Consider the following 26,041-nt stretch of genomic DNA (forward strand, 5'->3'; position numbering starts at 1 on the left):
CCCATGTCATCGCCCCTCACCCCCGGCCTGCTGGCCCTGCACAGCAACTGCGCCGAAACCCTGGCGCAGGCGCTGATCGACTGGGGCCGCGCCCACCCCCTGGGGCCGCTGGAGCAGGAAGTGGTGCTGGTGCAAAGCAACGGCACTGCCGAGTGGTTCAAGATGCTGCAAGCGCAGCGCCAGGGCATCTGCGCCGCCACGCGGGTGGAGCTGCCCGCACGGTTCCTGTGGCGCAGCTGGCGGCAGATTCTGGGGCCGCAGCGCGTGCCCAGCGTCTCGCCGCTGGACGAACTGCCCATGACCTGGCGGCTGATGCGCCTGCTGCCCACCTGCCTGGAACTGCCCGCCTTTGCCCCGATTGCCCGCTTTCTGCGCGACGACCAGCCCCAGCGCCTGCTGCAACTGGCCGGCCGGCTGGCCGACCTGTTCGACCAGTATCAGGTTTACCGCAGCGACTGGCTGCTGGCCTGGGAGGCCGGGCATGACCACCTGCCGGGCCTGCCCGGCCAGACTGACCGCCCCCTGCCCGAAGGCCAGGAATGGCAGCCGCAGCTGTGGCGGGCCGTGCTGGCCGACCTGACGGCACAGGAGCGCGGCGTCACCCGCCCGGCCCTGCGCCAGCAGGTGCTGGACACCTTGCGCAGCGCCGAAGCAGGCAGCCTGCCGATTGCCCGGCGCGTACTGCTGCTGGGGCTGACCCAGGTGCCGCTGGAGATGCTGGAGTTCCTCGCCGCCCTGTCGCGCCACAGCCAGGTGATCCTGGCCGTGCCCAACCCCTGCCGCTATCACTGGGCCGATGCCATCGACGGGCGCGAACTGCTGCGCCAGCAGCGCCGCCGCCATCCCGACCGGCAGCACGATCTGGCCGCCATCCCGCTGGAAGCCATGCACGCCCACGCGCACCCGCTGCTCATGGCCTGGGGGCGGCAAAGCCGCGACTATGTGCGCCTGCTGGATGAATTTGAGAGCGCTTCCCGATTGAAGGAAGCCATTTTCAAGGTGGATTTATATGATGAATCCCCTGCTGACCAGGGGAGCCTGCTAGAACAAGTGCAGCGCAGCATCCGCGACCTGCTGCCGCTGGCCGAACACCCGCGCAATACCCGGCCAGGGCACTGCATCCCCGTGGCCGACCAGTCCATCGTGCTGCACAGCGCCCACAGCCTGGTGCGCGAGCTGGAAGTGCTGCACGACCACCTGCTGACCCTGTTCGCCGCACCGGCATCGCCGGGCCGCGCCGCGCTGCAACCGCGCAACGTTATCGTCATGCTGCCGGACATTGCCGCGGCGGCCCCGGCCATCCGCGCCGTGTTCGGCCAGCACCGCCCGGGCGACCCGCGCCGCATCCCGTTTGCCATTGCCGATCTGGCCGCCCAGGCGCACAGCCCCCTGGTGGCCGCGCTGCACTGGCTGCTGCGCCTGCCGCAGGAGCGCTGCCGCCTGAGCGATCTGGCCAGCCTGCTGGACGTGCCCGCCCTGGCCGCCCGCTTCGGCCTGGCGGCGCACGACGCCCCGCAGCTGCGCCAGTGGATGGCGCAGGCCGGCATCCGCTGGGGGCTGGATGCCCGGCACCGCAACGCCCTGCACCTGGGCGCTTGCGGCGACACGAACAGCGCCTGGTTCGGCCTGCAGCGCATGTTGCTCGGCTACGCCAGCGGCGCCAGCCCCATTGCCCAGGACGGCCTGCCCGCCAGCGCCGACTGGCACGGCATCGCCCCCCTGGCCGACGTCGCCGGGCTGGATGCCGAACTGGCCGGCGTGCTGGCCGCCCTGCTCTCGCGCCTGCTGGACTGGTGGCAGGCGGCGCTGGAACCGGCCCCCCCCGAAGTCTGGGCGCAGCGCCTGCGCAGCCTGCTGGCCGACTGTTTTGCCGCGCAGGATGCGCTCGACCAGGCCGTGCTGCAAGGGCTGGAGCAAAGCCTGCAGGACTGGCTGCAAGCCTGCGAACACGCCCGCTTTGCCGCCCCCCTGCCGCTGCAGGCCGTGCAGACCGCCTGGCTGGAGGCCCTGCAAACGCCCGCCCTGGCCGAGCGCTTTCATGCCGGGGGCGTCACCTTCTGCACCCTGCAGCCCATGCGGGCGATTCCGTTCGAGGTGGTCTGCCTGCTCGGCATGAACGATGGCGACTACCCGCGCCGCGCCAGCAAGAACGGCTTCGACCTGATGCAGCAGCCCGGCCAGTACCGCCCCGGCGACCGCGCCCGGCGCGACCACGACCGCCAGCTGATGCTGGACGCCCTGCTCTCGGCGCGGCGCCAGCTTTACCTGAGCTGGGCCGGGCACAGCGTGCGTGACAACAGCCCGCAGCCGCCCTCGGTGCTGGTGGCGCAATTGCGCGACTACCTGTCTGCCGGCTGGCACGGCGAAATGGACGGCGACAGCAACGGCGACGTCGTCGCCCAGCGCAGCCATGCGCACCCGCTGCAACCCTTCAGCCGCCGCTATTTCGAGGCGGACAGCCCTCTCACCACCTACGCCCGCGAATGGCAGGCAGCCCACCAGACCCCGGCAGCCCCGGCGGACGCACCGCACCCGCCCGTGGCCCGGGAAGGCCAGCCCCTGACCCTGGCCGCACTGGCCCGCTTCATGCGCCACCCGGCCCGCAGCTTTTTGCGCCAGCAATGGCAGGTGGCCTTCGACCTGGGCGAAGACGCCGCGCCGGACGACGAATGCTTCACCCTGGCCGGGCTGGACGCCTATGCCCTGGTGGCGCAACTGCAGGACAGCATCGCCCCGCAGGCACAGACCGGCCCGTCTGCCGTGGAAAGCTTGCTCACGCGCCAGCTCACCCATCTGCAACACGCCGGGCAACTGCCCCTGGCGGGCCTGGGCGAACAGGAAAAAGCCGCCCTGCACGCCAGCACCCTGCGCAGCCTGCAGGCCTGGGGGCAACTGCAAAACCACTACGTCCACAGCGCCCCGCACCAGGCACTGCACTTTGCGCACCAGGGCGTGGTGCTGGACGACTGGCTCGACAACCTGCGCCGCAGCAGCACCGAATCCCCCCCCGTCGCCCTGCTGCTGGCCCCCGGCAAGCTGCTGCAAGGCGAGGGCGAAAAAGCCGCCGTGCGCCTGCACTCCCTGCTGCCCGTCTACCTGCGCAGCATGGCCGCAGCCGCCTGCGGCACGGCGCTGGCGCTGTGGGTCGTCGGGCGCGATACCTGTTTGCGCATCGCTCCCCAGGAGCAACCCAGCGCCACCGCCGCCCTGCAAGCCTGGCTGGCCGCGTGGCAGAACGGCCAAAGCCAGCCATTGCCGCTGCCGGTAAAAACCGCCCTGGCGCAGGTCACGGGGGCCAAACCCTCGCCCCGGGAAACCTACGAAGGCGGCTTTCACCACACGGGCGAAGCCGCCGAGCTGGAATGGGCCCGCTTCTTTCCCGACTTTGCCGCCCTCACCGACGATGGCCGCTTTGCCGCCTGGGCCGACACCCTGTACGCCCCGCTGGCCGCGTGGGGGGCGCAGTCGGTGGACATCGTGGCCTGGGAGCAACTGGACGCGGCCCTGCTCGCCGCCCCCACGGAGGCGCCCCATGCCTGAACCCCTGCAAAAACTGGAACCCGCCCGCTTCCCCCTGCACGGCAGCCGCCTGATCGAAGCCAGCGCGGGCACCGGCAAGACCTGGACGATTGCCGCGCTGTACGTGCGCCTGGTGCTGGGGCATGGCGCTGACGGCGGCGAAAGCGCAGCAAGCGCCTTCGCCCCGCAGGGCCGACCCCAGCCGTTGCAACCGGCCGAGATTCTGGTGATGACCTTCACCCGCGCCGCCACGCGCGAACTGAGCGAGCGCATCCGCGACCGGCTGGTCGAGGCGGTGGCGTGCTTTCGCGGGCAGGCGGCAGGCGACGATTTCCTGCAAACATTGCTGCTGGACTACCCCGACGCCCGCCAGCGCGAACAGGCCGCGTGGCGGCTGGAGCTGGCCGCGCAGGGCATGGACGATGCGGCCATCTTCACCATCGACGCCTGGTGCCAACGCGTGCTGCGCGAACACGCCCTGGACAGCGGCAGCCTGCTGGACGAAACCCTGGAAGCCGACGAGGCCCAGCGCCGCCACGAAGCCCTGCAGGACTACTGGCGGCAGCAGTGCTACCCGCTGGATGCCGACGGCCTGGCCCTGCTGCAAACGCAGTGGAAGGACTTTCCCGCCTTCGCCCAGGACATTCGTGCCCTGCCGCTGGAGGACATCGACCCGGCCCTGGGCGCAGGCGACCTGGGCACCCTGCTGCCGCAATGGCAGGCCGAGCAGGGCGCAGCCCTGGCCGCGCTGGCCCAGGGCTGGGCGCAGCAGGCCGATGACTACGAAATCTGGCTGGAAGGGCAGTGGGCCAACAACAAGAACGCCTGGGATGGCCGTCGGCTCCAGCGCGGCCATTGCCTGAAATGGCTGCAAACCTTGAAAGACTGGGCCGCCGTCCCCTTCCCCGATCTGGCCGGGGCCATGGCAACCGGGACCACCCGCCTGACACCCGCCGGACTGGACGAGGCCCGCAAGGGCGACGTGGCGGTCGATTACCCCCCCCAAGCCGCCGCCCTGGAGCAATTGCTGGCCGATTTGGCCGCCCTGCCCGCCACCGGCACCCGCCTGCGCCAGCACGCCGCCGCGCGGGTGCAGCAGCGCCTGCAATGGCTCAAAAGCCAGGCGGGCAGCTTCGGCTTTGCCGACATGCTCCAGCGCCTGGACGCGGCCCTGACCGGCCCCCAGGGCCCGGTGCTGCGCCAGCGCCTGCTGCAACAGTACCCGGTGGCGCTGCTGGACGAGTTTCAGGACACCTCGCCGCTGCAATACCGCCTGTTTGCCGGCATCTACCAGCCCGAACGCAACGCGGCGGACAGCGCCCTGCTGCTGATCGGCGACCCCAAGCAGTCGATCTACGGCTTTCGCGGGGCCGACATCTACAGCTATCTGCAAGCCCGCACGGCCACTGCGGGGCGGCACTACGTGCTGGACACCAACTACCGCTCCAGCACCGCCCTGGTCGCCGCCGTGAATCAGTGGTTCGCCCAGGCCGAACAGCGCCCCGGGCCGGGGGCGTTCCGCTTCCGGGAAGGCACGGCGGCCAACCCCCTGCCCTTCATCGCCGTGGCCGCCCAGGGCCGCAAGGAACGCTTGCAGGCCCACGGCCAGGACATGCCCGCCCTGCACCTGAACTGGCACGCCGCGCCCGAACCGGTCAGCGGCCACGATCTGCAAACCCTGTTCGCCCAGGCCTGCGCCGAGCAACTGGCCCAGTGGCTGAACGACCCGGCCCTGGGCTTTGTCCAACCTGGCCGCGACCCGCAGCGCCTGCGCCCCGGCGACGTGGCCATCCTGGTGCGCAACCGCAAGGAGGCCGCCGCCGTGCGCCGCCAGCTGGCGCGACGCCGGATTGCCTCGGTCTACCTGTCCGACCGCGAATCGGTCTTTGCCAGCGCCGAGGCGCAAGACCTGCTGTTCTGGCTCCAGGCCGTGGCCGAGCCGCTGAACACCCGGGCGCTGCGGGCCGCCTTTGCCACACGCCTGCTCGACCTGCCCCTGGCCGCCCTGCAGCAACTGGCGCAGGACGACACCCTGCTGGACGAACGCACCGAGCAGCTGCGCACCCTGCACCATATCTGGCAGCGCCAGGGCGTGCTGGCCATGCTGCGCTCCAGCCTGCACCTGCTGGACCTGCCCGCGCGGTGGCTGGCCCAGACGGGCGGCGAACGGCGCCTGACCAATGTGCTGCACCTGGGCGAACTGCTGCAACAGGCCAGCGCCGAGCTGGAAGGCGAGCAGGCGCTGATCCGCTGGCTGATGGCCGAAATCGCCCAGCCCGGCGGCGACGCCGAAGCGCAGACCGTGCGCCTGGAAAGCGATGCCGATCTGGTGCAGGTCATCACCATCCACAAAAGCAAGGGGCTGGAGTACCCGCTGGTCATGCTGCCCTTTGCCAGTGACTTCACGGCCAAGGAAAAACGCAACACCGCCTGGGTGCGCCGCCGCGACGGCAGCATTGCCCTGGAGGTGAGCGCCGACGATCTGGCCCAGGCCGAGGAAGAGCGCCTGCGCGAAGACCTGCGCCTGTTCTACGTCGCCGCCACCCGCGCCCGCCACCTGCTCTGGCTGGGCCTGGGGCCGTTGAAAAAAGGCAACGGCAAAGCCTGCCAAAACGAGCGCAGCGCCAGCGGCTACCTGCTGGCGGGCGATGCCGCACACACTCCCGCGCAGTGGCAAAACGCCTTGCAGGCATTCCAGGAATCTTGCCAAAACAGCCAGCTAACGCTTATCCAGCAAACGCCAGCAGCTACGCTTTTCGAGAGCCATGCCGCCGCCCCCGTGCTGCGCGAAGCGCCCCTCTACACCGGCCACTTCGACCGCAGCTGGGGCATTGCCAGTTTCTCCGCCCTGGTGCGCGACCTGGGGCAGGACACCACCGCGCAGGAGCCGCCTTCGCCGGACGAAGCCCTGCTGGCCCTGCGCCCCGCCGATGACGAACAGGCCGCCACCGCAGCCGGTACGCCGCTGCCGCCGCCCGCCGCCCGCGCCACGCCCGAAGCCGTCTGGCACCGCTTTCCCAAGGGGCCGCTGGTCGGCAACTTCCTGCACGACCAGTTGCAGTGGTGGGCAGACAACGGCTTTGCCCCCCTGACCGGCCCGCTGCACCAGGCGCTGCTGCGCCGCTGCGCCCGCGCCGGGTACCACCAGGGGCAGGCCGACGACGTGGCGCAATGGCTCGCCGCCCTGGCGCAGTACCCGCTGCCGGGGGCCGACGCCAGCCTGCCGCACCTCGCCACGGTGCTGACCGAAATGGAGTTCTGGCTACCGCTGGCCCCGCTTTCCAGCGCCGATGTGGACGCCCTGTGCCGCCAGCACCTGCTGCCCGGCCAGGAGCGCCCCGCGCTGGTGCCGCGCCAGCTGCACGGCATGGCCATGGGCTTTGCCGACCTGGTGTTTGCCCACGGCGGGCGCTACTGGGTGCTGGACTACAAGACCAACACCCTCGGCCCGGACGGCAGCGCCTACACCGCGCCGGCGCTGGCCGCCGCCATGCTGCACCACCGTTACGACGTGCAGGCCGCCCTCTACACCCTGGCCCTGCACCGCCTGCTGCGCGAGCGCCTGGGCGCGGCCTACGACCCGGCGCAGCACCTGGGCGGGGCGCTGTATTTCTTCGTGCGCGGGCTGGACGGCCAGGCCGTGCAGCACCTGCCCATCCCGCCCGCCCTGCTCGACGGGCTGGACGCCCTGATCACCGACGCCAAGGCCAGCGCATGAAGCACCACGATTCCCACACCCTCGACCTGTTTGCGCCGCAGGACGCCGCCCTGCCTCTGGCCGCGCAACTGCACGCCTGGCAGCAGGCGGGGCTGCTGCGCCAACTGGACGTGGCGTGGATGCAGTTCGTCCGCCAGCACGATGCCCACGCGCCGGACTGCGTGCTGCTGGCCAGCGCCCTGCTGGCACACATGGAAGGGCGCGGCCACAGCTGCCTGCCGCTGCCCGAACTGGTGCAGGCCCCGCACGCCCTGCTGGCCTGGGACAGCAGCACGCACGACGCGCTGACCGCCCAATGGCGGCAACTGCCCGCCCGGCTGGACGGCTGGCTGCACGCCCTGCAACGCAGCCCCCTGGTGCGCGTGGCCGGGCGCGACGCCGACCTGGGCCAGCCCATGGTGCTGACCGGCACTGCCGAGGCCAGCCCCGAGGCCAACGCCCACGCCGCACCCAGGCTGTATCTGCGCCGCTACTGGCATTACGAGCAGGCCGTGGCCCGGCACATCCTGCAACGCTGCGCGGTGGCGCAAACGCCCGATGCCGAAGGCATCCGCACCTGGCTGGAGCGCCTGTTCCCCACTTCACCCACTTCGCCCGCTCTGCCCGCCAGCGCTGGCGATACCGGCCACACCAGCGAACCCTGCGACTGGCAGAAGCTGGCCTGCGCCCTGGCCCTGCGCGGACGGCTGACGCTGATCACCGGCGGCCCCGGCACCGGCAAGACCTATACCGCCGCCCGCCTGCTGGCGCTGCTGTTTGCCACCGCCGCCCAGCCCGAGCAGTTGCGCGTGGCCCTGGCCGCGCCCACGGGCAAGGCCGCCGCCCGCCTGAAGCAGGCCATCGACCAGGCGCTGCTGGGCCTGCAGGGCAGCGTCGGCCAGGCGCTGGACATCGCCGCCCTGGTCGAACGCACCGGCGCGGCCCGCACGCTGCACAGCCTGCTCGGCCTGCAACCCGGCCAGGCCGGACAGCCCAAGCCGCTGGAGGTGGACGTGCTGATCGTCGACGAAGCCTCGATGGTGCATCTGGCCATGATGGCCACGCTGCTGCAGGCGCTGCCCGCCCAGGCCCGCCTGATCGTCCTGGGCGACAAAGACCAGCTCGCCTCCGTCGAAGCCGGGGCCGTGCTGGGCGACCTGTGCCGCGATGCCGAAGGCGGCCACTACCGCCCGGACACCGTGGCCTTCGCCCAGGCTGCCGCCGGACAGACCATCCCCGCCGCCCTGCACGACGGCGCGGGCAGCCGCCTGGCGCAATGCACCGTCATGCTGCGCCACAGCCGCCGCTTCGGCGGGCCGATCGGGCAGCTGGCCCAGGCCGTCAATCGCGGCGATGCGGCGGCGGCCCAGCAGGTGCTGCAAAGCTGCACCGACGGCAGCCTGGCCTACCACGGCGGCTGCCGCATCGAAGCCGTCTGGCGCATCGCCCTGGCCGCGCACCAGCCCAGCTACCGGGACTACCTGCACGCCTTGCAGCAGGGGCCGGGGGACGATCACACCGCCTGGGTGAAAAAAGTTTTGCAGACATTCGAGCGCTTTCGCCTGCTGTGCGCCGTGCGCGAGGGCGAATGGGGCGTGGCCGGCCTGAACACCGCCATCGAGCGCGAACTCGTCGCCCGCAAGGTGCTGAAAAAAGACGGCCCCTGGTATGCGGGCCGCCCCGTCATGGTCACGCGCAACGACGCCGCGCTGGGCGTGTTCAACGGCGACATCGGCATCGCCCTGCCCAGCCCCGAGGGCGCCTTGCGCGTCTATTTCCTCGACGGCGAACAACTGCGCAGCGTCGGCGTCGCGCGGCTGGCGCAGGTGGAAACGGCCTTCGCCATGACGGTGCATAAAAGCCAGGGCTCCGAATTTGCCCACGCCGCCCTGGTGCTGCCCGCCCGCAGCGGCGTCCTCCTCGGGCGCGAGCTGGTCTACACCGGCATCACCCGCGCCAAGGCCCAGTGCACGGTGGTGACCCAGCACCCCGCCGTACTGGCCCAGGCGCTGGCCCGGCCCACGCAGCGGCACAGCGGCTTGCTCGAATTTCTTGAAAAAGAGAGCTTGTAACGCTGGTATTTATTGATTTTCAGATAGTTTTATCTTTGAAATTCAATAAATACCAGCGGTAAAAGCTCCTGAAAAATAGCAGCCTACCTCTCTACAATGCGGGTTTTCCCCTCACGCAAAGGACTTCGCCCATGACCACGCTCCGCCCCTTGTTTGCCGCCGCAACCCTGCTGGCCGCCAGCTTCACCGCCTGGGCCGAGGCCCCCGTGCAGATCGACGCGCCCTGGGCGCGGGCCACCGTGGCCGGGCAGCAGGCCAGCGGCGCCTTCATGCGCCTGACCGCACACGAGCCGCTGCAACTGGTCGGCGTCACCACCCCCGTCGCCGCCGTGGCCGAAGTGCATGAAATGAAGATGGACGGCGACATGATGAAAATGCGGGCCATCCCCAGCCTGGCGCTGCCCGCCGGCCAGACCGTCGAACTCCAACCCGGCGGCTACCACCTGATGTTCATGCAGCTCAAGGCGCCGCTGGAAGCGGGCAGCACCATCCCCGTCACCCTGCAATTCAAGAACGCCCAGGGCCAGACCCTGGAGCAGCCCCTGCAAGTGCCCGTCAAGCCGCTGGCCCAGCCCGCCGGCGGCCACGCCATGCCGCAGCACGGCGCCCCGATGCAGCACAAAGCCGGTGGTATGCAGCATTGACTTGCATTAAGCTGCACGGATTGATCAGCAGGAGGCAGTTATGAGCGACGCAAAGGCTTTTGGCTTCGGCCAATTCATCCCCGGGTACGACTTTTTGCAGCAATTGAACAAGGCAGGCCAGGGCGCCGCGCTGCCGCCGTTCTCCAGCTGGGTCGCCCCCACCGTGAGCGTCGAGGAAATCGACAAGCGCATCGAAGAACTCAAGGCCGTGCAGTTCTGGCTGGAGCAAAACGGCAAGGCCCTGGCCGCCACCGTGCAGGCGCTGCAGGTGCAGAAAATGACGCTCTCCACCTTGAAGGGCATGAACGTCAACCTGCAGGACTTCGCCCAGGCCTTCGGCGCCGCCGCCCCTGCCGGCAACCTGTCCAACTGGCCCATGGGCGCAACGCAAAAAAGCGCCCCCGGCCAGGCCGAAGCGCCGAAGCCCCAGCCCGCCGCCGAAGCAGAAAAAGCGCCCGCCGCTGCCCCCCACCCCATGGCCGAACAGGCCCAGCAGTGGTGGGGAGCGCTGACCCAGCAGTTCCAGCAAATCGCCCACCAGGTACTGCAGGATCCGGCGCAGAAAAACGCCATGGCCCAGGCCGCCAGCATGGCCAGCGACTTCACCAAGGCCGCTGCGCAAACCGCCAGCGAAATGATGCGCCAGGCCGTCGATCAGGCCACCAGCGCCGCCACTGCCGCAAAGAAACCTGCGGCCAAAAAACCGGCCGCCCAACCCAAGGCCGCCGAAAAGCCTGTCGCAAAAACGGCGGCCAAAGCAACCACAACCCGCCGCGCCACGGCCCAGCCGACCGCCAAGGCGGCGGCGCCAAAAACAACCCGCAGCGCCAAAAAAGCCTAGAAGGCGTTCAACCCGTTACTCCCGCGAAGGCGGGAGCGGCGCGGCAATGACAGCGCAAAGATCGCCAGCACGTTCTTTCAGGACGTGCTGGCGTCGCCTTTCTGCGCCCCGGCCTGCCGCGCGGCCCGCTCGGCCAGATAGCGGGCGGTGGCATCCCGGGCCATGGCCACCGACCCCAGCACCTGGCCGCGCTCGTCTTTCACCACGGAAAAGCCCATGTCCACATACAGCTTGCGCCCGTCGGCGTGCAGGCTGCGCGTGGTGCGCACGGCGCCGGGGTGGCTGCAACGGCCCGTCTGCATGGCGCGGGCAAAACCCCGGTCATGGCCGTCACGCAGGTGCATGGGGATGATGAGGTGGACGTTCTGCCCCAGCGCCTGCGCGGCAGTAAAGCCGAACAAGGCCTCTGCCGCCGGATTCCAGGCACGGATCGTGCCGGCAGTGTCGATAAAAATCAGCGCATCGCCCACGTCGCGCACGATGTGCTCCCAAACAGTGACAGACATCACAGGCCCTTCCCTTCCCGACAAAAAGATGCCCCGGCACTAAGCATCTCCCACATACACCTGGACTTGATCCCGCCCGGCCGCCTTGGCCTGGTACAGCGCCTGATCGGCCCAGCCCAGATGCTTCTCCAGGGCGTTGGCACTGTCCCAGGCCGTAATGGCGGCAACGCCGATGCTGCACGAGACGCGAATGCACGCGCCCAGCTCCAGCTCCATCGGCTGCCGGACCAGTTGCGTGCACAGGCGCCGGGCCACCTGCCGGGCCTGCTCGGCGCCGGTGCGCGGCAGCAGTACGGCAAACTCTTCCCCGCCCATGCGCCCCAGCATGTCTTCAGGGCGCAGCAGGCGCTGGGCCAGCTGCACGAACTGCTGCAGCACCCGGTCGCCGTTGGCATGGCCGTACTGGTCGTTGATGCTTTTGAAGTGGTCCAGGTCCAGCATCAGCACCGCCATGGGCTGGCCTTCGTCGCGCATCCGGGCCAGGAGTTTCGTACCCCGCTCCAGCAGGGTACGGCGGCTCCAGGCGCCGGTGAGCATGTCGTGATCGACCCATTGGCGCAACTGCTGCAGCGCCTGCTGGCGCAGGGCATAGGTACAGGCCACGGTCAGCGGGGCCAGCGACAGCAGGGCAATGCCCAGGCGCAGGGAGGTGATCTCGGCAACATGGCCCAGGCCAAAGCCGAACGCTCCCAGGGAAATGCTGACCGTCTTCCACAGGCACACCACCAGGTTCAGCAGCACCGTGGGCCGCACCCCGTAAGCCATGGCGCACCAGACCATGGCGGGCACGGAAAAACCCAGCGAGCCAGGGCCGCCTACGGTCAGGGCAATGGTTTCGCTCAGAACCAGGGAAAGTATCGGCAGGACGTGGTAGGCGTCCATGGCTTTCCCCGGCAGCCACAGGCGCCAGCGCCAGGCATAGGGACGTGGCGCCGCCAGGAAGACGGGAATGAGCAGGATGAAGGCAGCAAACTCCGTCACCATCCAGGAGATGTAGGCCTGCGCCCAGGACAGGCCGAAAAAGTAATGGCCCAGCGGCCCGCCGAGCAGGGTGCTGACCCCGCCCGCCAGGCCGCAACCGATCAGAATGTCCAGAATGGCCCGCGACTGGCGCAGCTCCAGCACCGCCCGGGGACGGCGCACCAGGAACCACCAGCCGCCGAACACGCCCACTTCATTGGCCAGGGCGAACCCCAGCGACCACAGGGGGGAAGCCCCCGTCACCACGTCCGCCAGCACATAGGCCAGATACGCCAGCACCCAGGTGGAAGGCCGCCGCCCCCAGCGCGGATAGCGCACCAGCAGGCCCAGCAACACGGCATTGGCCGGCCAGAACGAAGCCAGATACCCCGCCGGGCGGGAGTAAATGCCCACCAGGGACAGCACCAGCACGCAGCCCACCACGAGCAACTGCCCCCGCCACAGCGGCTGCTGGTGCGGGGCCAGGATGGAGGCAGAAGCTGGAACGGGCATGATGCAAAAGCAGGGGTTTAGAACGTGTTTACGTTCTTACACCCCGCGTGCCCGATCGGTCTTGAACTGGGCGCGGAACGCGGCAAAGCGGCCCGCCTCCAGCGCATCGCGCACTTCCTGCATCAGGTTCAGGTAGTAGTGCAGGTTGTGGATGGTGGTCAGCATCGGCCCCAGCATTTCGCCGCAGCGGTCCAGATGGTGCAGGTAGGCACGGCTGAAGCCGCCGCGCCCGCCGTCCTGCCAGCTTATGCCTTCGACGCCTGCGCAGGCGTGGCAGGTGCAGGTCGGGTCCAGCGGCTGGTGGTCGGTTTTATGGCGGGCGTTGCGCAGCTTCAAATCGCCAAAGCGGGTGAACACCGTGCCGTTGCGGGCATTGCGCGTGGGCATGACGCAATCGAACATGTCCACGCCGCAGGCCACGCCTTCGACCAGGTCTTCCGGCGTGCCCACGCCCATCAGATAGCGCGGCTTGTGCGCAGGCAGGCGGTGCGGCGTGTGCGCCATGATTTGCAGCATCTCGTCCTTGGGCTCGCCCACGCTGACGCCGCCGATGGCGTAGCCGGGGAAGTCCATGGCCACCAGGGCATCCAGCGATTCCTGGCGCAGGTGCGGAAACATGCCGCCCTGCACGATGCCGAACAGGGCGTTGGGGTTGCCCAGGCGGTGAAATTCTTCCTGGCTGCGCCTGGCCCAGCGCAGGCTCATTTCCATGCTCTTGCGGGCCTCGGCCTCGGTGGTCAGGTGGCCGTTGGTTTCATACGGCGTGCATTCGTCCAGCTGCATGACGATGTCCGAATTCAGCACGGTCTGGATCTGCATGCTCACTTCGGGCGACATGAACAGCTTGTCGCCATTGACCGGGCTTTGGAAATGCACCCCCTGCTCGGTGATCTTGCGCATCGCCCCCAGGCTCCAGACCTGGAAACCGCCCGAGTCGGTCAGGATGGGCTTGTGCCACTGCTCGAACCCGTGCAGGCCGCCAAAGCTTTGCATGATGTCCAGCCCGGGTCGCATCCACAGGTGGAAGGTGTTGCCCAGAATGATCTGCGCCCCCATGTCGTGCAGGCTGCGCGGCAGCACGCCCTTGACGGTGCCGTAGGTGCCCACGGGCATGAAGATGGGGGTTTGCACGACGCCGTGGTTCAGCGTCAAGCGGCCACGGCGGGCGTGGCTGGCGGGGTCGGTGGTCAACAGGTCGAATTGCAGCATAGGGGCGCCATTCTCCCAGAAGCGCTGTGCCCAGTGCCGAACCGGCTGCCACGCTGGTCTATAGTCAGGCCAACAATTTTCATGAAAGGCACCCGATGGAAGACAACACCCTCACTCTGGCCATCGCCGTCGATGGCTCCGAAACCGCACTGCAAGCCGTGCGCCAGGGTATCGCCCTGGTGCAGGCAGGGTTGAACGCCGAAATCGTCCTGCTGCACGTGCAGGAACCGGCCTCGCTGCTGGAGCTGGCCACGCAGGATTCCGACCTGATCGCCGGGGCCGTCATCGACGCCGGGGAAGACCTCATGGCCACCGCCGCCGCGCTGCTGCAGGCGGCGCAACTGCCCTACCGCACCGAAATCGCCCTGGGCGAACCGGCGACGGTGCTGCTCGATCTGGCAGAAAACCTCAACGCCTGCATGATCATCCTGGGCGCACGGGGCGTGGGCACGCTGCGCCGGGCGCTGATGGGGTCGGTGTCGCAGGCCGTGCTCAACCGTGCCAGCCTGCCGGTGCTGATCGTCAAGCCGGAAGAAGAAAAAGAAGCTGATTCCGCCGATGAATAAACGGTTTCAGGCATTTTCATGTCTGAAATCCAATGCTTGACATCGCAAACAGCTCTTGTTTTTATAAACAAAAGGCCAAGGCGAAATCCCGATGCTGTTGCATCGGGATTTTTTTGCCTGGAGATCATGCCGCCCGCAAGCACAGCTCCACCGCGCATCCGGCGCTTGGCACAAAGCGGGCGTCCCCCCCGGCATTGCGCAAAATCTTTCTCGTGATGGCCAGCCCCAGGCCGGCGCCCTGGCTGCTTTGGCTGCCTTTTTGAAAGCGCGTGAACATCGACTCCTGCAACGCGCCCGGAATCCCCGGCCCCTGGTCTTCGATGCACAGGCAAACCCTGTCCGCCGATACGGACAGGAGAATCGAAACCGTCCCCTGGCCGTGGTACAGCGCGTTCTCCAGCACATTCCCTATCGCGGTGCGCAACAGGCTGGGTTCACCCTGGCAGCACACCGCGTCCACGATTTGCACTTGCAGCGCCCGGCCCCGGGCTTCGAACAAAGGCAGCATGGATGCCGCAATCTCGCGCACGGTGCGTGACAGCGGCGTCCTGGCCGAGGTGCCCTCACCCGCCCCGGTACTCCGGTCTTGCCGTGCCAGGAGCAGCAACTGCCCGGTTATCCGGCGCAGGCTGGCCATGTCGGCGTCGATGGCCTGCCAGTCGGGCGCAGCTTCTGCACGCGCTTTTTGCAAGCGCAGGTCCAGCACGGTCAGCGGCGTACGCAGTTCATGGGCCGCGTCGGCCACCAGACGCTTTTCGTTGGCCAGCGCCTGCGCCAGATTTTCCACGGCCATGTTCACGGCATCGGCCAGCGCCAGCATTTCGCGCGGCAGCCCGGCGGTGGGAATCGGCTGCACGTTCTGCGGCGATATGCCTTGTGCGAACCGCGCCGCCGCCTGAACGGGCCGCAGCGTCCAGCGCATCATCCCGTACATCAGCGCAAAGGCCAGCAACCCGATCGGAACCAGCATGGCCAGGCTTTGCATGAGCTTGGCCTGCAGCAACGCGCCGATGGCCTGGCGCTCCAGGCGATCGCGCTTGGCCACCATCAGGGTGGCACCATCCGCAAGATGCGCCGGCACGTTGATCACTTCGCCGCTGTAGGAGGGCCAGCGAAAGGGCCGCACCGGCATCTGGTCGGGGTGCGCCCGCAGGCGCCGCGGGCGTTTCAGGTCGTCCGAGAACCAAAGCACCTCCCCTGCGGGCGAATAGAGGGTGTAGGAGATTTCCCCGCCGAGGTACGTCCTGGGCAGGCCTGCCGGATCGCTCTGCATGGTGAAGCCTGCGGCAATTTCCCGGGCCTGGATGGCGACCACGGTGCGGCGCAAATAATCCGTCGTGTCGTACAGCGACAGCGCAAGTGCGCCCATGCCGGCGGCAAATGCCAGCGTCAGGCCGATCAGCGTGCGGCGCTCAAGACTGGTGTTCATCGTCGCGCCGGGCCTCCTCGGCAAGCACCAGCCGGTAGCCCAGCCCGCGCACGGTATCGATCAGCACGTTGGCACCGCCGTCACGCAGTTTGCGCCGCAGGCGTGAAATGAGGGCTTCGATTGCATTCAAGGTCACGCTTTCGCGCGTGGCGTAGAGATGCTCTTCCAGGCGTTCCTTGATCACGATGCGCGGCCATACGCGCAGCATTTCTTCGAGCAGCATCGCCTCGCGCCGTAGCAGGTCGATGGGATGCCCCTGCACGGTGGTCAGGCGCGAGGCGCTCTCGAACGCCACATTGCCCAGTTCGAGCCGGTTTTCGCGCATCCCGTGGGTGCGGCGCAGCACCGCACGCAGCCGCGCCTCGAACTCCGCCATGTCAAAGGGCTTGAGGACATAGTCGTCCGCGCCGCCGTTCAGCCCGGCGATACGGCAGTCCAGCGCGTCCCGTGCCGTCAGCACGATGCAGGGCATCTTGCGCGGCAGCTTCTGGCAAGCCGCCAGCACTGCCATGCCGTCCATGTCCGGCAGGCCAAGATCGAGTACCAGCGCATCGAAACCGGCCACCGCCATCGCGTCAAGCGCAGCCTGGCCGCTGGCAACGGCATCCACGGCAAAACCGGCCCGCTCCAAATGCGTACTCAGAAGCCCGCGCAGTTCCCGATGGTCTTCCACTACAAGCAGCTTCATCCGTCAGACACCGATCAGGAACTTGAATTAAAAAGAGAAGGATTCGTATTCTAATACTTGCCGTATGCGTGAAATCGTCGTTAAGAACGGCGCGGAAAAGATCCAAGGGAGGGAACCGTGAGTGGTAGTGAATTTGTATCGATAGGCCAGCCGTCCGCCCATCCGGGGCTGGCGCGTTATCGCGTTCAGGTGGCGTTGCGGGCCGTGGCTGCCGTGGGCGGCGGCTATGGGCTGGCGGCGGCAAGCGCGGCAGCTGGCGCCCTGGGATTTCAATCCCTTGGACTGGCGCGGCCAGATGCCACGCTGGCTGCAACCATGCTCTCGTTCATCGTCTATGCCATTGCCGCCATGTGGGCCTTCGGCTGCGCCAGTGCCGTGCGTGCCTGGGTGGGCATCGGACTGCCGGCACTGGCGCTGGCCCTGCTGGCAGGGCTGCTGACGTACGGAGGCCAGGCATGAGGGCCGATGGCAAGCCGGAAGGGCTGCGGCAATCCATGTCGTGGCTGCACACCTGGAGCAGCCTGCTGCTGGGATGGCTGCTGTATGTCGTGTTCTTCACGGGAACGCTGAGCTTTTTCCGTGACGAGATCGACGACTGGATGCGCCCCGAACTGCACCGCTCGGTCAGCAGTGCCGAAACCGCGCAGCGGGGCCTGGACGCCATGCAGAAAATCGCGCCGGATGCGACCACATGGACCCTGTCGCTGCCCAGTGCAAGGCAAACCGCCATCGAGGCATCGTGGCGCGATCCCGGCGCCGCCGCAGGCCGTGCCGGCACCCAGCGGGCCACGCTCGACGCAGGCACCGGAGAGCAGATCGAACACCGCGAAACACGCGGCGGCAGCTTTCTCTACCGCCTGCATTTCGAGCTGTACGCCATGCCACGCATCTGGGGCCGCTGGATCGTGGGCATTGCCACCATGCTGATGTTTGTCGCCATCCTCAGCGGCGTCATCACGCACAAGAAAATCTTCACGGATTTCTTCACCTTCCGCCCGCGCAAGGGGCAGCGCTCCTGGCTCGATGCGCATAACGCCACCGCCGTGCTGGCCCTGCCCTTTCATATCCTGATCACCTTCAGCGGCCTGCTGCTGTTGATGAACATGCTCATGCCCTGGGGCATCCAGGCCGCCTACAACGGCGATACCAGCGCATATTTCGCCGAAATGCGCGGCAACCGGCAACCGGGCGGTACCGGAACCCCGGACGGCAACGGCAGAAGGCCCGCAGAGCCCGGCGGGAATGCTTCGCTGGTAGCCATTGCGCCCCTGATGGCACAGGCACAGCAGCAATGGCCGCACCATGGTGTCGGCAGCATCACGGTGACCGCGCCCGGCACGCCGCAAGCGATGATCGAATTGCGCGAAGGCGGCGGCACCAGCCTGGTCCAGCGCGGCGCAGCTGCCACGCTGCGCTTCGATGGGGTCAGCGGTGCGCCGCGCCGTACCCCCGAAAACCAGGCGGTGTCCTGGCCACGCGCCACCAGCAACGTGTTCACCAGCCTGCACCTGGGCCGCTTTGCCGACCCTGCGATGCGCTGGCTGCTGTTCCTGAGCGGCGTCGTGGGAACGCTCATGGCCGCCACGGGCATGGTGCTGTGGGTTGTCAAACGCCTGCCCGAGCGCCGCAAGCTGGGCTACACCCCCAAAGGGCATCGCCTGGTGGAGGTGCTGAACATCGGCGCCATCGGGGGCCTTTCCGTGGCCACGGCGGCCTATTTCTGGTGCAACCGGCTGATTCCGGCAGAACTCGTCGGCCGTGGCGACTGGGAGATTCGGGGCTTCTTTGCGGTGTGGCTGCTGTGCCTGGTGCATCCGCTCCTGCGGGCGCCACGCACTGCCTGGCGCGAACAAATGACCGTGGCCGCCATCCTGTTTGCCCTGCTGCCGGTACTCAACCCCCTGACCGGTGGCGCGTCCATCGTGCAAAGCATGGCCCATGCGCAGTGGAGCATTGCCGGGTTCGACCTGATGATGCTGGCCCTGGCCATCGTCCACGGCACCATCGCCTGGTGGCTGACGAGGCAGCAGCCCGCCGTACAGCCCGGCGCGGCAAGAAGCCCCCGACAGAAGAAGGCCGGGGCACTTGCTGCGCAAGAGACGGCCCCCGGCATGACCGCCGCATCGATCGCCGTGGAGCAGACGACATGACCCTCTGGCCTGCACTGTTCGTCGCCTTCGCCGGGTTCGCCGCCCTTGCCGCCTGCATGGAGCGGCACCGCGATCCGTTCGGCACGCAAACGCTCACCTCCGGCCAGCTCCGGCTGTACCGGGCCGCCGGGCTCGTTCTGCTGGGCAGCTCGCTGCAGATGTGCCTAGCGCACGGCAGCACCTCCGTCGCCCTCTCTGCCTGGGTGGGCCTGCTGGCGTTTGCCGCACTGGCACTGGGCCTGCTCCTCACCTACGCCCCGCACAAAGCCCGGCCCGTGGCCTATGGCGCGGCGGCGCTGGGCTGGGGCTTCTGGGGATTCATCGCCCGCTGATCCGACCTGTTCACACAAACACGGGGCCGCAAGGCACCTCGGGCGCAGCCATGCCCGTTGCTTTGGCGGCATCACGCAAATACCCCTTTTTTTCAACTCGACAGGAGATTCCTATGGCTGCTCACACCAGAGCTGCAACCCGCCCATCGTCGCCGGGTACGCTGGTTCAATCCACGGTTCTTGCCCTTGCAGGCTGCGCCTCCATGCTGGCGCACGCGCAACAAAACAGTGCCCCCATCGCCACCACCCAGTTGCCGGACGTGGTCATCACCGCAACGGGGTTCGAGCAGTCGGTTGCCGAGGCACCCGCCTCCATCACCGTCATCCCCAAAGAGCAGCTGGAAGGCCGCCGCTACCGTGACGTGACCGATGCGCTGCAGGACATTCCCGGGCTGACCATCGAAGGCGGGGCGGGCGGCAAGATCGAATCCACGCAAATCTACATCCGGGGCCTGGGCGAGGATTACACCCTGTTCCTGGTGGACGGCAAGCCGCTGGGCACCTCCTCCCAGGCCTACTACAACGGTTTTGGCGGGGCGCAACAAACCGGGTGGCTGCCGCCGGTATCGGCCATCGAACGCATCGAAGTCATCCGTGGCCCGATGTCGTCGCTGTACGGCTCCAGCGCCCTGGGCGGCGTGATCAACATCATCACCAAGAAAGTGGCGTCCACCTGGAGCGGCAGCGTGACCATCGACGGCACCGTGCAGGAAAACTCCGAGGCCGGCAGCGAAAACCAGCAGCGCTTCTACCTGAGCGGCCCGATCGTCTCCGACCGGCTGGGCCTGACCGTCTACGGCTCGCGCTTCAAGCGCCACGAAGACCGCTTCACGGGCGGATATGCCGCCAAGGAAATGAACGACCTGACCGCCAAGCTGGCGTGGAAACTCTCCGACCACCAGACGCTGGGCCTGGAAGCCACGCACGGCGAGGGCGACAACCAGCGCACGGCCCGCACCGGCGCTGCCGGAGAGGTGCAGAACACGCGCGACTACCTGGCCCTGTCGCACGACCTGACCTGGGGCAACCGCTTTCGCACCACGTCCTTCCTGACACACGAGAAGGTCGAGATCGAGAACGGCAGCAACTACTCCGAATACCAGGCCAGCTTCTTCAACACCAAGACGGTGCTGCCCCTGGGCAACCACATGGTGACCGTGGGCGGCGAATACAAATCCGAAAAGACGAACCACGATGCCAGCCGCTTTCCCGGCTCGCGCAACGTCAATCTCTCGCGCTGGCAGATGGCGGCTTTTGTCGAGGACGAATACTTTCTGACGGAACGCCTGTCCGTCGTCGGCGGGCTGCGCTACGACCGCAACGAACACTACGGCAGCGAATTCATTCCCCGCCTGTACGGGGTCTACAGGCTGAACCCGGCCATCACGCTCAAAGGCGGCGTGAGCGGGGGCTACAAGGCCCCCACGCTCAAGCAGGCGGACGACAACATCGTCGAAATCGCCGCCCGTGGCGCGGCATGGGACATGGGCAACAAAGACCTCAAGCCGGAAAAAAGCACCAACTACGAACTGGGGGTGAACTGGGCCCCGGACCCCGGAACGAACGCCGGCATCACCGTCTACAAGACCGATTTCCGCAACAAGATCGGCAAGCAGACCATCTGCGAAAGCCCCACCACGGCGCCTGCCTGTGTCTATAACGGTGAAACCCGCGCACGCATCAACCAGTACGTGAACGTCAGCTCGGCCACCATCAACGGCCTGGAGGCTTCGTTCAGCAAGCGCATGGGTGCCTGGAAACTGAACACCTCGTACACCTTCACCGACAGCGAGATCAACACCGGCGCCGACCAGGGCAAACCCCTGAACAACCTGCCCAAGCACATGCTCACCCTGGGCGCAGACTGGTCGGCGAACAGCCAACTCAAGTTCTGGGGCAAGACCCGCTACAAGAGCAAAAGCATCGACAGCGGCACGGCACAGATCCCGGCCTACACCCTGGTGGACATTGGCGTGAACTACCAGGTGAACAAAAACGTGAGCCTGTTCGGCGGGCTGTACAACCTGCTGGACAAGTCCGTGAACACCGCAGACTACGGCAAGACGCTGGATGGTCGCCGCCTGTATGTGGGTGTGACGGCGGGGTTCTAATAAAAAACGGAGCTTCCACCGCTGATAAACAAAGGATTCGATAGGCTTATTGCCTTGAAATCCAATATAAATCAGCGCTGGAAGCTCTTATTTTTACAAATAAAAGACAAAAAAATCCCGATGCAGAAACATCGGGATTTTTCGTTGGGAGTCAGACCACTTTAGAAGTTGTGGCGGATACCCAGGGCGAAGGAGGAGAAGTCGTCGCCAGCAACGCCAGTACCGTATTCGGCAGCCTTTTTGTTGTTGATCTTGGTGTAGTAGGTGTAGACCTTGGTGCGCTTGCTCAGGTTGTAGTTGTAACCCAGCGTCCATTGCGTAGCAGCAGAGTCTTTACGCTTGCTCCAAGAATCGACATGACCGACGTTCACGTGGAATTCCGAAGCGTTCAGCACATACATGCCGGACAGACGGAAGTTGTTGCGATTCCCCAGCGTGAATTCATCGTTGTACTGGTAGTAAGCGCCGACCACGAACTGACCGAAGTTGTACAGCCCGCGCAATGCTGCCTGACGTGCCCCGGCGATCTGGCTATAGCCTGCGCCCAAGGCCAAGGGGCCGTTGTTGTAGTTGGCAGCCAGGTCGTAGCCGGTCTTGTTGCCAGCAGGAGTAGCGCTGGCCTTTTCGTGGAAGCTCACGGAAGCTTCGGCCCAGAAGTTGTTGAAGGTAGGCGTGCGGTAAGCAAGCTTGTTACCGGTGCCCAGGCCATAGTTGCCACCTTGAACAGCTTTACCGCGGCCCATCCAGACAGGGTCGATGTAAAACGCATCGGCCGAAGAACCGGTTTCGTGGTTGTGCATGCCGATGTAATCGGAAGTGGCGTAGTAGGACTCGGGGAAGAAGTTACCCAGGCGCACCATACCGAAGTTGCCCGACAGGTTCACTTCGCTTTGACGCCCGAAAGTCAGGGGGCCCGAACCGTCGTCCGAGTTGAAACCAGCTTCCAGCTGGAAACCGGCCTTCAGGCCGTTGCCCAGATCTTCCACGCCCTTGAAGCCGATGCGCGAGCTGTTGTTGAACATGCCGGTCTTGGATTCTTTACCGGCTTTCTGGTGTTCGATGGTGGTATTGACGCGGCCATAAATGGTCACGCTGCTTTGGGCCATGACAGCCGAAGTACCGCAAACGGCCACAGCGGCCAGCATCAGGCGGGAGAGTTTCGTCATATCCAGATCCTTGTGGGAAAAATAAAAAAGTTGCGCTCTGGCTTGTCTCCAGAGGAACGCAGTAGCGCAGGTAGGAAGATTTTAGGAGTGCGCCTGCGCAATCCGCCTTTTTTACGCAGGAAGTAGCCCTTTGTGTACCGAAAAACAACAGATTCACCAGGATGGCTTGTATGAAAGTGTGTAGAAAAACCGTCCCGAGCGACTTTTCCCCGATTTCGGCCACTTTTTCCTGCCCTGATTCGGCCCGTTGCGGGCCTGGAAAACAGGCAGCGGTCACGAAGATACGGTCAGCCTCGGGACAACCCTAGGCATTTGTTTTTCCATATGAAATTTCTAGTGAAAACCCTGGTGATTTTCTGGAAATTCAGTAAGCAAGCGGTCAGACCCGGTTTTCAGAATACATCCGTCCGCAGAGTCTCCAGACTTACGAAAAAGCTGACACCCACCACAACATAAGGAGGCAAACAATGAGTGACCCCATTGTTCAAAAAATCCAAAACCACCCAAAGTACCAGGAGCTGCGTGCCAAACGCGACCCCCTGGGGGTGACGCTCACCATCCTGATGCTGATCGTGTATTTCGGTTACATCGGTTTGATCGCATTTGACAAAGAACTGCTGGCAACGCCCATCGGCGCCGGCGTCACCACGCTGGGCATCCCGCTGGGCCTGGCGGTGATTCTGTTCACCATCGGCATCACGGTGTACTACGTGAACGTGGCGAACAAGAAGTTCGATGTCCTGACCGAAGAACTGCTCAAGGATGTGACCAAATGAAGCGTGCAATGAAAACTTTCGCCAGCCCCGTGCTGGCATTGGCTGCCCTGGCGGCCAGCCCGCTGGCCCTGGCCGCCGGCGGCGACGTGGGCCAGGCGGCCAAGCAACAGACGAACTGGATCGCCATCATCATGTTCGCCGTGTTCGTGGCGGCCACCCTGTACATCACCAAATGGGCAGCGGGCCGTACCAAATCCGCTGCCGACTTCTATACCGCCGGTGGCGGCATCACGGGCTTCCAGAACGGTCTGGCCATTGCGGGCGACTACATGTCCGCGGCCTCCTTCCTGGGGATTTCGGCTGCCGTGATGGTCAATGGCTACGACGGCCTGATCTACTCCATCGGCTTCCTGGTGGGCTGGCCCATCATCACCTTCCTGATGGCCGACCGCCTGCGCAACCTGGGCAAGTTCACCTTTGCCGACGTGGCCGGCTACCGCTTCCGCAACGGCCCCATCCGCGCCTTCGCTGCCTCGGGCACGCTGGTGGTGGTGGCCTTCTACCTGATTGCCCAGATGGTGGGCGCAGGCCAGCTGATCAAGCTGCTGTTCGGCCTGGAGTACTGGATGGCCGTGGTGCTGGTGGGCGTGCTGATGATGATCTACGTGGTGTTCGGCGGCATGACGGCCACGACCTGGGTGCAGATCATCAAGGCCGTGCTGCTGCTGTCGGGCGTGACCTTCATGGCCTTCATGGTGCTGTCCAAGTACGGCTTCAGCCCTGAAGCGCTGTTTGCCGACGGCGTGCGCGTGCGCACCGAGATCGCCGCCAACTCCGGCAAGACGCCCGAGGAAGCAGCCAAGGCCGGCCTGTCCATCATGGGCCCCGGCGGCTTCATCAAGGACCCCATCTCTGCCATCTCCTTCGGTATGGCGCTGATGTTCGGTACCGCTGGTCTGCCCCACATCCTGATGCGCTTCTTCACCGTGCCGAACGCGAAGGAAGCCCGTAAATCGGTGGGCTGGGCTTCGGTGTGGATCGGCTACTTCTACATCCTGATCTTCATCATCGGCTTCGGCGCGATCACCCTGGTGCTGACCAACCCCGAAATGGCCGATACCGCCAAGGGCGTGATTCTGGGCGGCGCAGGCACGGCCAACATGGCGGCGGTGCTGGTGGCCAAGAGCGTGGGCGGCGACGTGTTCTACGGCTTCATCTCGGCCGTGGCCTTCGCCACCATCCTGGCCGTGGTGGCCGGCCTGACCCTGTCGGGTGCATCGGCCGTGTCGCACGACCTGTACGCCACCGTACTGAAGGACGGCAAGGCCGACAGCGCCTCGGAACTGAAAGTCTCGCGTATCACCACCCTGACCCTGGGTGTGGTTGCCGTGATTCTGGGCATTGCCTTCGAGCGTCAGAACGTGGCCTTCATGGTGTCGCTGGCCTTCGCCATTGCCGCTTCGGCCAACTTCCCGGCACTGATCATGTCCATCCTGTGGAAGAACTGCACCACCCGCGGTGCGGTGATCGGCGGCTTCCTGGGCCTGATCTCCTCGGTGGGCCTGACCATCGTGTCGCCCTCGGTGTGGGAAGCGACCCTGGGCAACCCGGCCGGTTCGGCACTGTTCCCCTACTCCTCGCCCGCGCTGTTCTCCATGACGATCGGCTTCATCGGTGTGTGGTTCTTCTCCATCACCGACAACAGCGAACGCGCCAAGGTCGACCGCGCCGGCTTCCCGGCACAGCAAATCCGTTCGGAAACGGGTCTGGGCGCTTCGGGGGCTTCGGGCCACTAAGCAGCCGTTTTCCAAGGCAACCCCTTCCGGCCAGGCCCTGCGCCTGGGCTGGAAGGGCAAAACAAAACCGGGCTTTTGGCCCGGTTTTTTTATGCGCGATTCATGCCTTGGCCAACCTCAAACCGTCACGCCAGCCCGTCCAGCCACTGCCGCAGGCGGGCAAAGACGGGGGCGGCCAGTTCGGCGCTTTCGTTGAAAAGCTCGTGGTACAGCGCATCGAAACACTGTGCCTGGACGCAGGCAGGCGCAGCGGCTGCAAAGGCGCGGCTGCCTGTCGGGCTGACGAGGCGGTCATCCCCGGCCCACAACAGCAGGGTGGGCACCGTCCAATCCGCCGCCCGGGCCACGGTGGCCGGCCCGCCGGTGGCAATGAAGCGGGCCAGCCGGGCGCTGATGCGGTCATGGCACAGCGGGTCGGCCCGGTAGGCGCGGGGCACGGCGCTGTCGTGCGAAAGGTAACGCGCGTCCAGCCCGTTGCCCACGCGCAGGTTGGGCGCAATATGCGGCAGCGTGGCAACAAGGCACTGCTGTACGGCATTCAGACCCGCATCCAGCGCGGGGGAGGACAGCACCAGCGCCTCCACCGCCCGCAGGCGCAGCGCGACGAAACGGGCCGCCACCAAGCCGCCCATGCTGTGCCCCAGCAGAATCAGCGGCTGGCCCGCAGGCTGCCGGGCGCGGGTGGCATCGACCAGCGCGGCCAGATCGTCCAGCAGGCGCATCTCGGAAGTAAGTGCGCCGCGCGGCCCGTCGGACTGGCCGTGTCCATAGTGGTCGTAGCCGCGCACGGCGTAGCCCCAGGCGTTCAGCCGCTGGGCCAGCGCAGCGTGGCGGCCGGCGTGTTCGCCCAGCCCGTGGACGATCAGCACCGTGGCGCGTGCGGCCTGCGCCAACGGCCAGTCACGCACGGCCAGCTTGCTGCCATCGCTGGCGGTAAAAATGCTTTGCACTGCGCAGGATGTATCTGCGTCTTGCTGGTTCCTGTTCATCTGCCTGCCCCCATGCGATGCGAAAGATGCGGGCGGGAGGATAGCAGTCACCTTTGCGCAGGCGTGAATACGCTATGAATTAAGTTGCTGTTTCCGCTGACAACCAAAGGAATTTAAATATAAATGATATTGAAATC

Annotated in this window: 19 protein-coding genes; 12 read left to right on the top strand and 7 right to left on the bottom strand. The window is 66.4% G+C overall.

Annotated elements, in window-relative coordinates:
• The first annotated feature begins 3 nt into the window (after positions 1–3).
• The 5 genes from recC to ACFO3A_RS04610 all read left to right on the top strand — a co-directional run bounded on the left by recC (position 4) and on the right by ACFO3A_RS04610 (position 10,773).
• The gene (gene recC / locus ACFO3A_RS04590) at positions 4–3,540 is read left to right on the top strand and encodes an exodeoxyribonuclease V subunit gamma (protein ID WP_377724387.1); all 3,537 of its coding nucleotides are present in this window, start codon (positions 4–6) and stop codon (positions 3,538–3,540) included.
• Positions 3,533–7,237, top strand: a complete 3,705-nt coding sequence (recB, locus tag ACFO3A_RS04595; protein ID WP_377724388.1) for an exodeoxyribonuclease V subunit beta — start codon at positions 3,533–3,535, stop codon at positions 7,235–7,237. Before recC ends, recB begins: the two co-directional genes overlap by 8 nt.
• The gene (recD, locus tag ACFO3A_RS04600) at positions 7,234–9,288 is read left to right on the top strand and encodes an exodeoxyribonuclease V subunit alpha (protein ID WP_377724390.1); all 2,055 of its coding nucleotides are present in this window, start codon (positions 7,234–7,236) and stop codon (positions 9,286–9,288) included. Before recB ends, recD begins: the two co-directional genes overlap by 4 nt.
• A 131-nt stretch (positions 9,289–9,419) precedes the next feature.
• A complete protein-coding gene (locus tag ACFO3A_RS04605) occupies positions 9,420–9,932 on the top strand; it encodes a copper chaperone PCu(A)C (RefSeq protein WP_377724391.1) in 513 nt (170 codons plus the stop codon).
• Positions 9,933–9,972: 40 nt separating this feature from the next.
• Positions 9,973–10,773 carry a PhaM family polyhydroxyalkanoate granule multifunctional regulatory protein gene (locus ACFO3A_RS04610; RefSeq protein WP_377724393.1) on the top strand — a complete coding sequence of 267 codons (801 nt, stop codon included), beginning with the start codon at positions 9,973–9,975 and terminating at the stop codon, positions 10,771–10,773.
• A gap of 77 nt (positions 10,774–10,850) precedes the next feature.
• On the opposite strand, the gene ACFO3A_RS04615 is transcribed toward ACFO3A_RS04610, so the two are convergent.
• The 3 genes from ACFO3A_RS04615 to tgt are packed head-to-tail and all read right to left on the bottom strand — an operon-like array spanning position 10,851 to position 13,961.
• Positions 10,851–11,279, bottom strand: a complete 429-nt coding sequence (locus ACFO3A_RS04615; RefSeq protein ID WP_377724395.1) for a PAS domain-containing protein — start codon at positions 11,277–11,279, stop codon at positions 10,851–10,853.
• Between the two features lie 39 nt (positions 11,280–11,318).
• On the bottom strand, positions 11,319–12,752 hold the full coding sequence (locus ACFO3A_RS04620) for a GGDEF domain-containing protein (protein WP_377724397.1): 1,434 nt from the start codon (positions 12,750–12,752) through the stop codon (positions 11,319–11,321).
• Between the two features lie 36 nt (positions 12,753–12,788).
• A complete protein-coding gene (gene tgt, locus ACFO3A_RS04625) occupies positions 12,789–13,961 on the bottom strand; it encodes a tRNA guanosine(34) transglycosylase Tgt (protein WP_377724399.1) in 1,173 nt (390 codons plus the stop codon).
• Between the two features lie 26 nt (positions 13,962–13,987).
• Here tgt and ACFO3A_RS04630 point away from each other — a divergent pair, with 26 nt between their 5' ends.
• Positions 13,988–14,527 carry a universal stress protein gene (locus tag ACFO3A_RS04630; protein ID WP_377724400.1) on the top strand — a complete coding sequence of 180 codons (540 nt, stop codon included), beginning with the start codon at positions 13,988–13,990 and terminating at the stop codon, positions 14,525–14,527.
• A 124-nt stretch (positions 14,528–14,651) separates the two neighbouring features.
• Here ACFO3A_RS04630 and ACFO3A_RS04635 read toward each other — a convergent pair whose 3' ends face one another.
• Both ACFO3A_RS04635 and ACFO3A_RS04640 read right to left on the bottom strand, forming a co-directional pair.
• The gene (locus ACFO3A_RS04635) at positions 14,652–15,956 is read right to left on the bottom strand and encodes a sensor histidine kinase (RefSeq protein ID WP_377724401.1); all 1,305 of its coding nucleotides are present in this window, start codon (positions 15,954–15,956) and stop codon (positions 14,652–14,654) included.
• Complete coding sequence (locus tag ACFO3A_RS04640; protein WP_377724402.1) at positions 15,940–16,644, bottom strand: response regulator transcription factor; 705 nt, start codon at positions 16,642–16,644, stop codon at positions 15,940–15,942. The genes ACFO3A_RS04635 and ACFO3A_RS04640 overlap by 17 nt, the downstream gene beginning before the upstream one ends.
• 117 nt (positions 16,645–16,761) lie before the next feature.
• Between ACFO3A_RS04640 and ACFO3A_RS04645 the strand changes: the two genes are divergently transcribed.
• The 4 genes from ACFO3A_RS04645 to ACFO3A_RS04660 all read left to right on the top strand — a co-directional run bounded on the left by ACFO3A_RS04645 (position 16,762) and on the right by ACFO3A_RS04660 (position 21,237).
• Positions 16,762–17,103: a DUF3649 domain-containing protein gene (locus tag ACFO3A_RS04645; protein ID WP_377724403.1), complete on the top strand. Its 342-nt coding sequence runs from the start codon at positions 16,762–16,764 to the stop codon at positions 17,101–17,103.
• Positions 17,100–18,794 carry a PepSY-associated TM helix domain-containing protein gene (locus tag ACFO3A_RS04650; protein ID WP_377724404.1) on the top strand — a complete coding sequence of 565 codons (1,695 nt, stop codon included), beginning with the start codon at positions 17,100–17,102 and terminating at the stop codon, positions 18,792–18,794. Before ACFO3A_RS04645 ends, ACFO3A_RS04650 begins: the two co-directional genes overlap by 4 nt.
• Entirely contained in the window at positions 18,791–19,126 is a 336-nt protein-coding gene (locus ACFO3A_RS04655; protein WP_377724406.1) for a DUF3325 family protein, read from the top strand. The genes ACFO3A_RS04650 and ACFO3A_RS04655 overlap by 4 nt, the downstream gene beginning before the upstream one ends.
• Before the next feature lie 113 nt (positions 19,127–19,239).
• Positions 19,240–21,237, top strand: coding sequence for a TonB-dependent receptor domain-containing protein (locus ACFO3A_RS04660; protein ID WP_377724408.1), 1,998 nt, complete (start codon positions 19,240–19,242; stop codon positions 21,235–21,237).
• 161 nt (positions 21,238–21,398) lie between these two features.
• On the opposite strand, the gene ACFO3A_RS04665 is transcribed toward ACFO3A_RS04660, so the two are convergent.
• A complete protein-coding gene (locus ACFO3A_RS04665) occupies positions 21,399–22,403 on the bottom strand; it encodes a porin (protein WP_377724409.1) in 1,005 nt (334 codons plus the stop codon).
• A 467-nt stretch (positions 22,404–22,870) separates the two neighbouring features.
• Between ACFO3A_RS04665 and ACFO3A_RS04670 the strand changes: the two genes are divergently transcribed.
• Together ACFO3A_RS04670 and ACFO3A_RS04675 are read left to right on the top strand one after the other, a co-directional pair.
• Positions 22,871–23,179, top strand: coding sequence for a DUF485 domain-containing protein (locus ACFO3A_RS04670; protein WP_377724410.1), 309 nt, complete (start codon positions 22,871–22,873; stop codon positions 23,177–23,179).
• Positions 23,180–23,187: 8 nt separating this feature from the next.
• Positions 23,188–24,915: a cation acetate symporter gene (locus tag ACFO3A_RS04675; protein ID WP_377724412.1), complete on the top strand. Its 1,728-nt coding sequence runs from the start codon at positions 23,188–23,190 to the stop codon at positions 24,913–24,915.
• A gap of 125 nt (positions 24,916–25,040) precedes the next feature.
• Here ACFO3A_RS04675 and ACFO3A_RS04680 read toward each other — a convergent pair whose 3' ends face one another.
• Entirely contained in the window at positions 25,041–25,865 is an 825-nt protein-coding gene (locus tag ACFO3A_RS04680; protein ID WP_377724414.1) for an alpha/beta hydrolase, read from the bottom strand.
• Between the last annotated feature and the right edge of the window lie 176 nt (positions 25,866–26,041).

The sequence above is a fragment of the Comamonas nitrativorans genome, assembly GCF_042654765.1.
In the GTDB taxonomy this organism is placed as follows: domain Bacteria; phylum Pseudomonadota; class Gammaproteobacteria; order Burkholderiales; family Burkholderiaceae_C; genus Comamonas; species Comamonas nitrativorans.

What these genes read in the sequence shown, in the direction of transcription:
- recC (WP_377724387.1), top strand. Translation starts at nt 4, where the DNA reads ATGTCATCGCCCCTCACCCCCGGCCTGCTGGCCCTGCACAGCAACTGC.
- recB (WP_377724388.1), top strand. Translation starts at nt 3,533, where the DNA reads ATGCCTGAACCCCTGCAAAAACTGGAACCCGCCCGCTTCCCCCTGCAC.
- recD (WP_377724390.1), top strand. Translation starts at nt 7,234, where the DNA reads ATGAAGCACCACGATTCCCACACCCTCGACCTGTTTGCGCCGCAGGAC.
- ACFO3A_RS04605 (WP_377724391.1), top strand. Translation starts at nt 9,420, where the DNA reads ATGACCACGCTCCGCCCCTTGTTTGCCGCCGCAACCCTGCTGGCCGCC.
- ACFO3A_RS04610 (WP_377724393.1), top strand. Translation starts at nt 9,973, where the DNA reads ATGAGCGACGCAAAGGCTTTTGGCTTCGGCCAATTCATCCCCGGGTAC.
- ACFO3A_RS04615 (WP_377724395.1), bottom strand. Translation starts at nt 11,279, where the DNA reads ATGTCTGTCACTGTTTGGGAGCACATCGTGCGCGACGTGGGCGATGCG.
- ACFO3A_RS04620 (WP_377724397.1), bottom strand. Translation starts at nt 12,752, where the DNA reads ATGCCCGTTCCAGCTTCTGCCTCCATCCTGGCCCCGCACCAGCAGCCG.
- tgt (WP_377724399.1), bottom strand. Translation starts at nt 13,961, where the DNA reads ATGCTGCAATTCGACCTGTTGACCACCGACCCCGCCAGCCACGCCCGC.
- ACFO3A_RS04635 (WP_377724401.1), bottom strand. Translation starts at nt 15,956, where the DNA reads ATGAACACCAGTCTTGAGCGCCGCACGCTGATCGGCCTGACGCTGGCA.
- ACFO3A_RS04640 (WP_377724402.1), bottom strand. Translation starts at nt 16,644, where the DNA reads ATGAAGCTGCTTGTAGTGGAAGACCATCGGGAACTGCGCGGGCTTCTG.
- ACFO3A_RS04650 (WP_377724404.1), top strand. Translation starts at nt 17,100, where the DNA reads ATGAGGGCCGATGGCAAGCCGGAAGGGCTGCGGCAATCCATGTCGTGG.
- ACFO3A_RS04655 (WP_377724406.1), top strand. Translation starts at nt 18,791, where the DNA reads ATGACCCTCTGGCCTGCACTGTTCGTCGCCTTCGCCGGGTTCGCCGCC.
- ACFO3A_RS04660 (WP_377724408.1), top strand. Translation starts at nt 19,240, where the DNA reads ATGGCTGCTCACACCAGAGCTGCAACCCGCCCATCGTCGCCGGGTACG.
- ACFO3A_RS04665 (WP_377724409.1), bottom strand. Translation starts at nt 22,403, where the DNA reads ATGACGAAACTCTCCCGCCTGATGCTGGCCGCTGTGGCCGTTTGCGGT.
- ACFO3A_RS04670 (WP_377724410.1), top strand. Translation starts at nt 22,871, where the DNA reads ATGAGTGACCCCATTGTTCAAAAAATCCAAAACCACCCAAAGTACCAG.
- ACFO3A_RS04675 (WP_377724412.1), top strand. Translation starts at nt 23,188, where the DNA reads ATGAAAACTTTCGCCAGCCCCGTGCTGGCATTGGCTGCCCTGGCGGCC.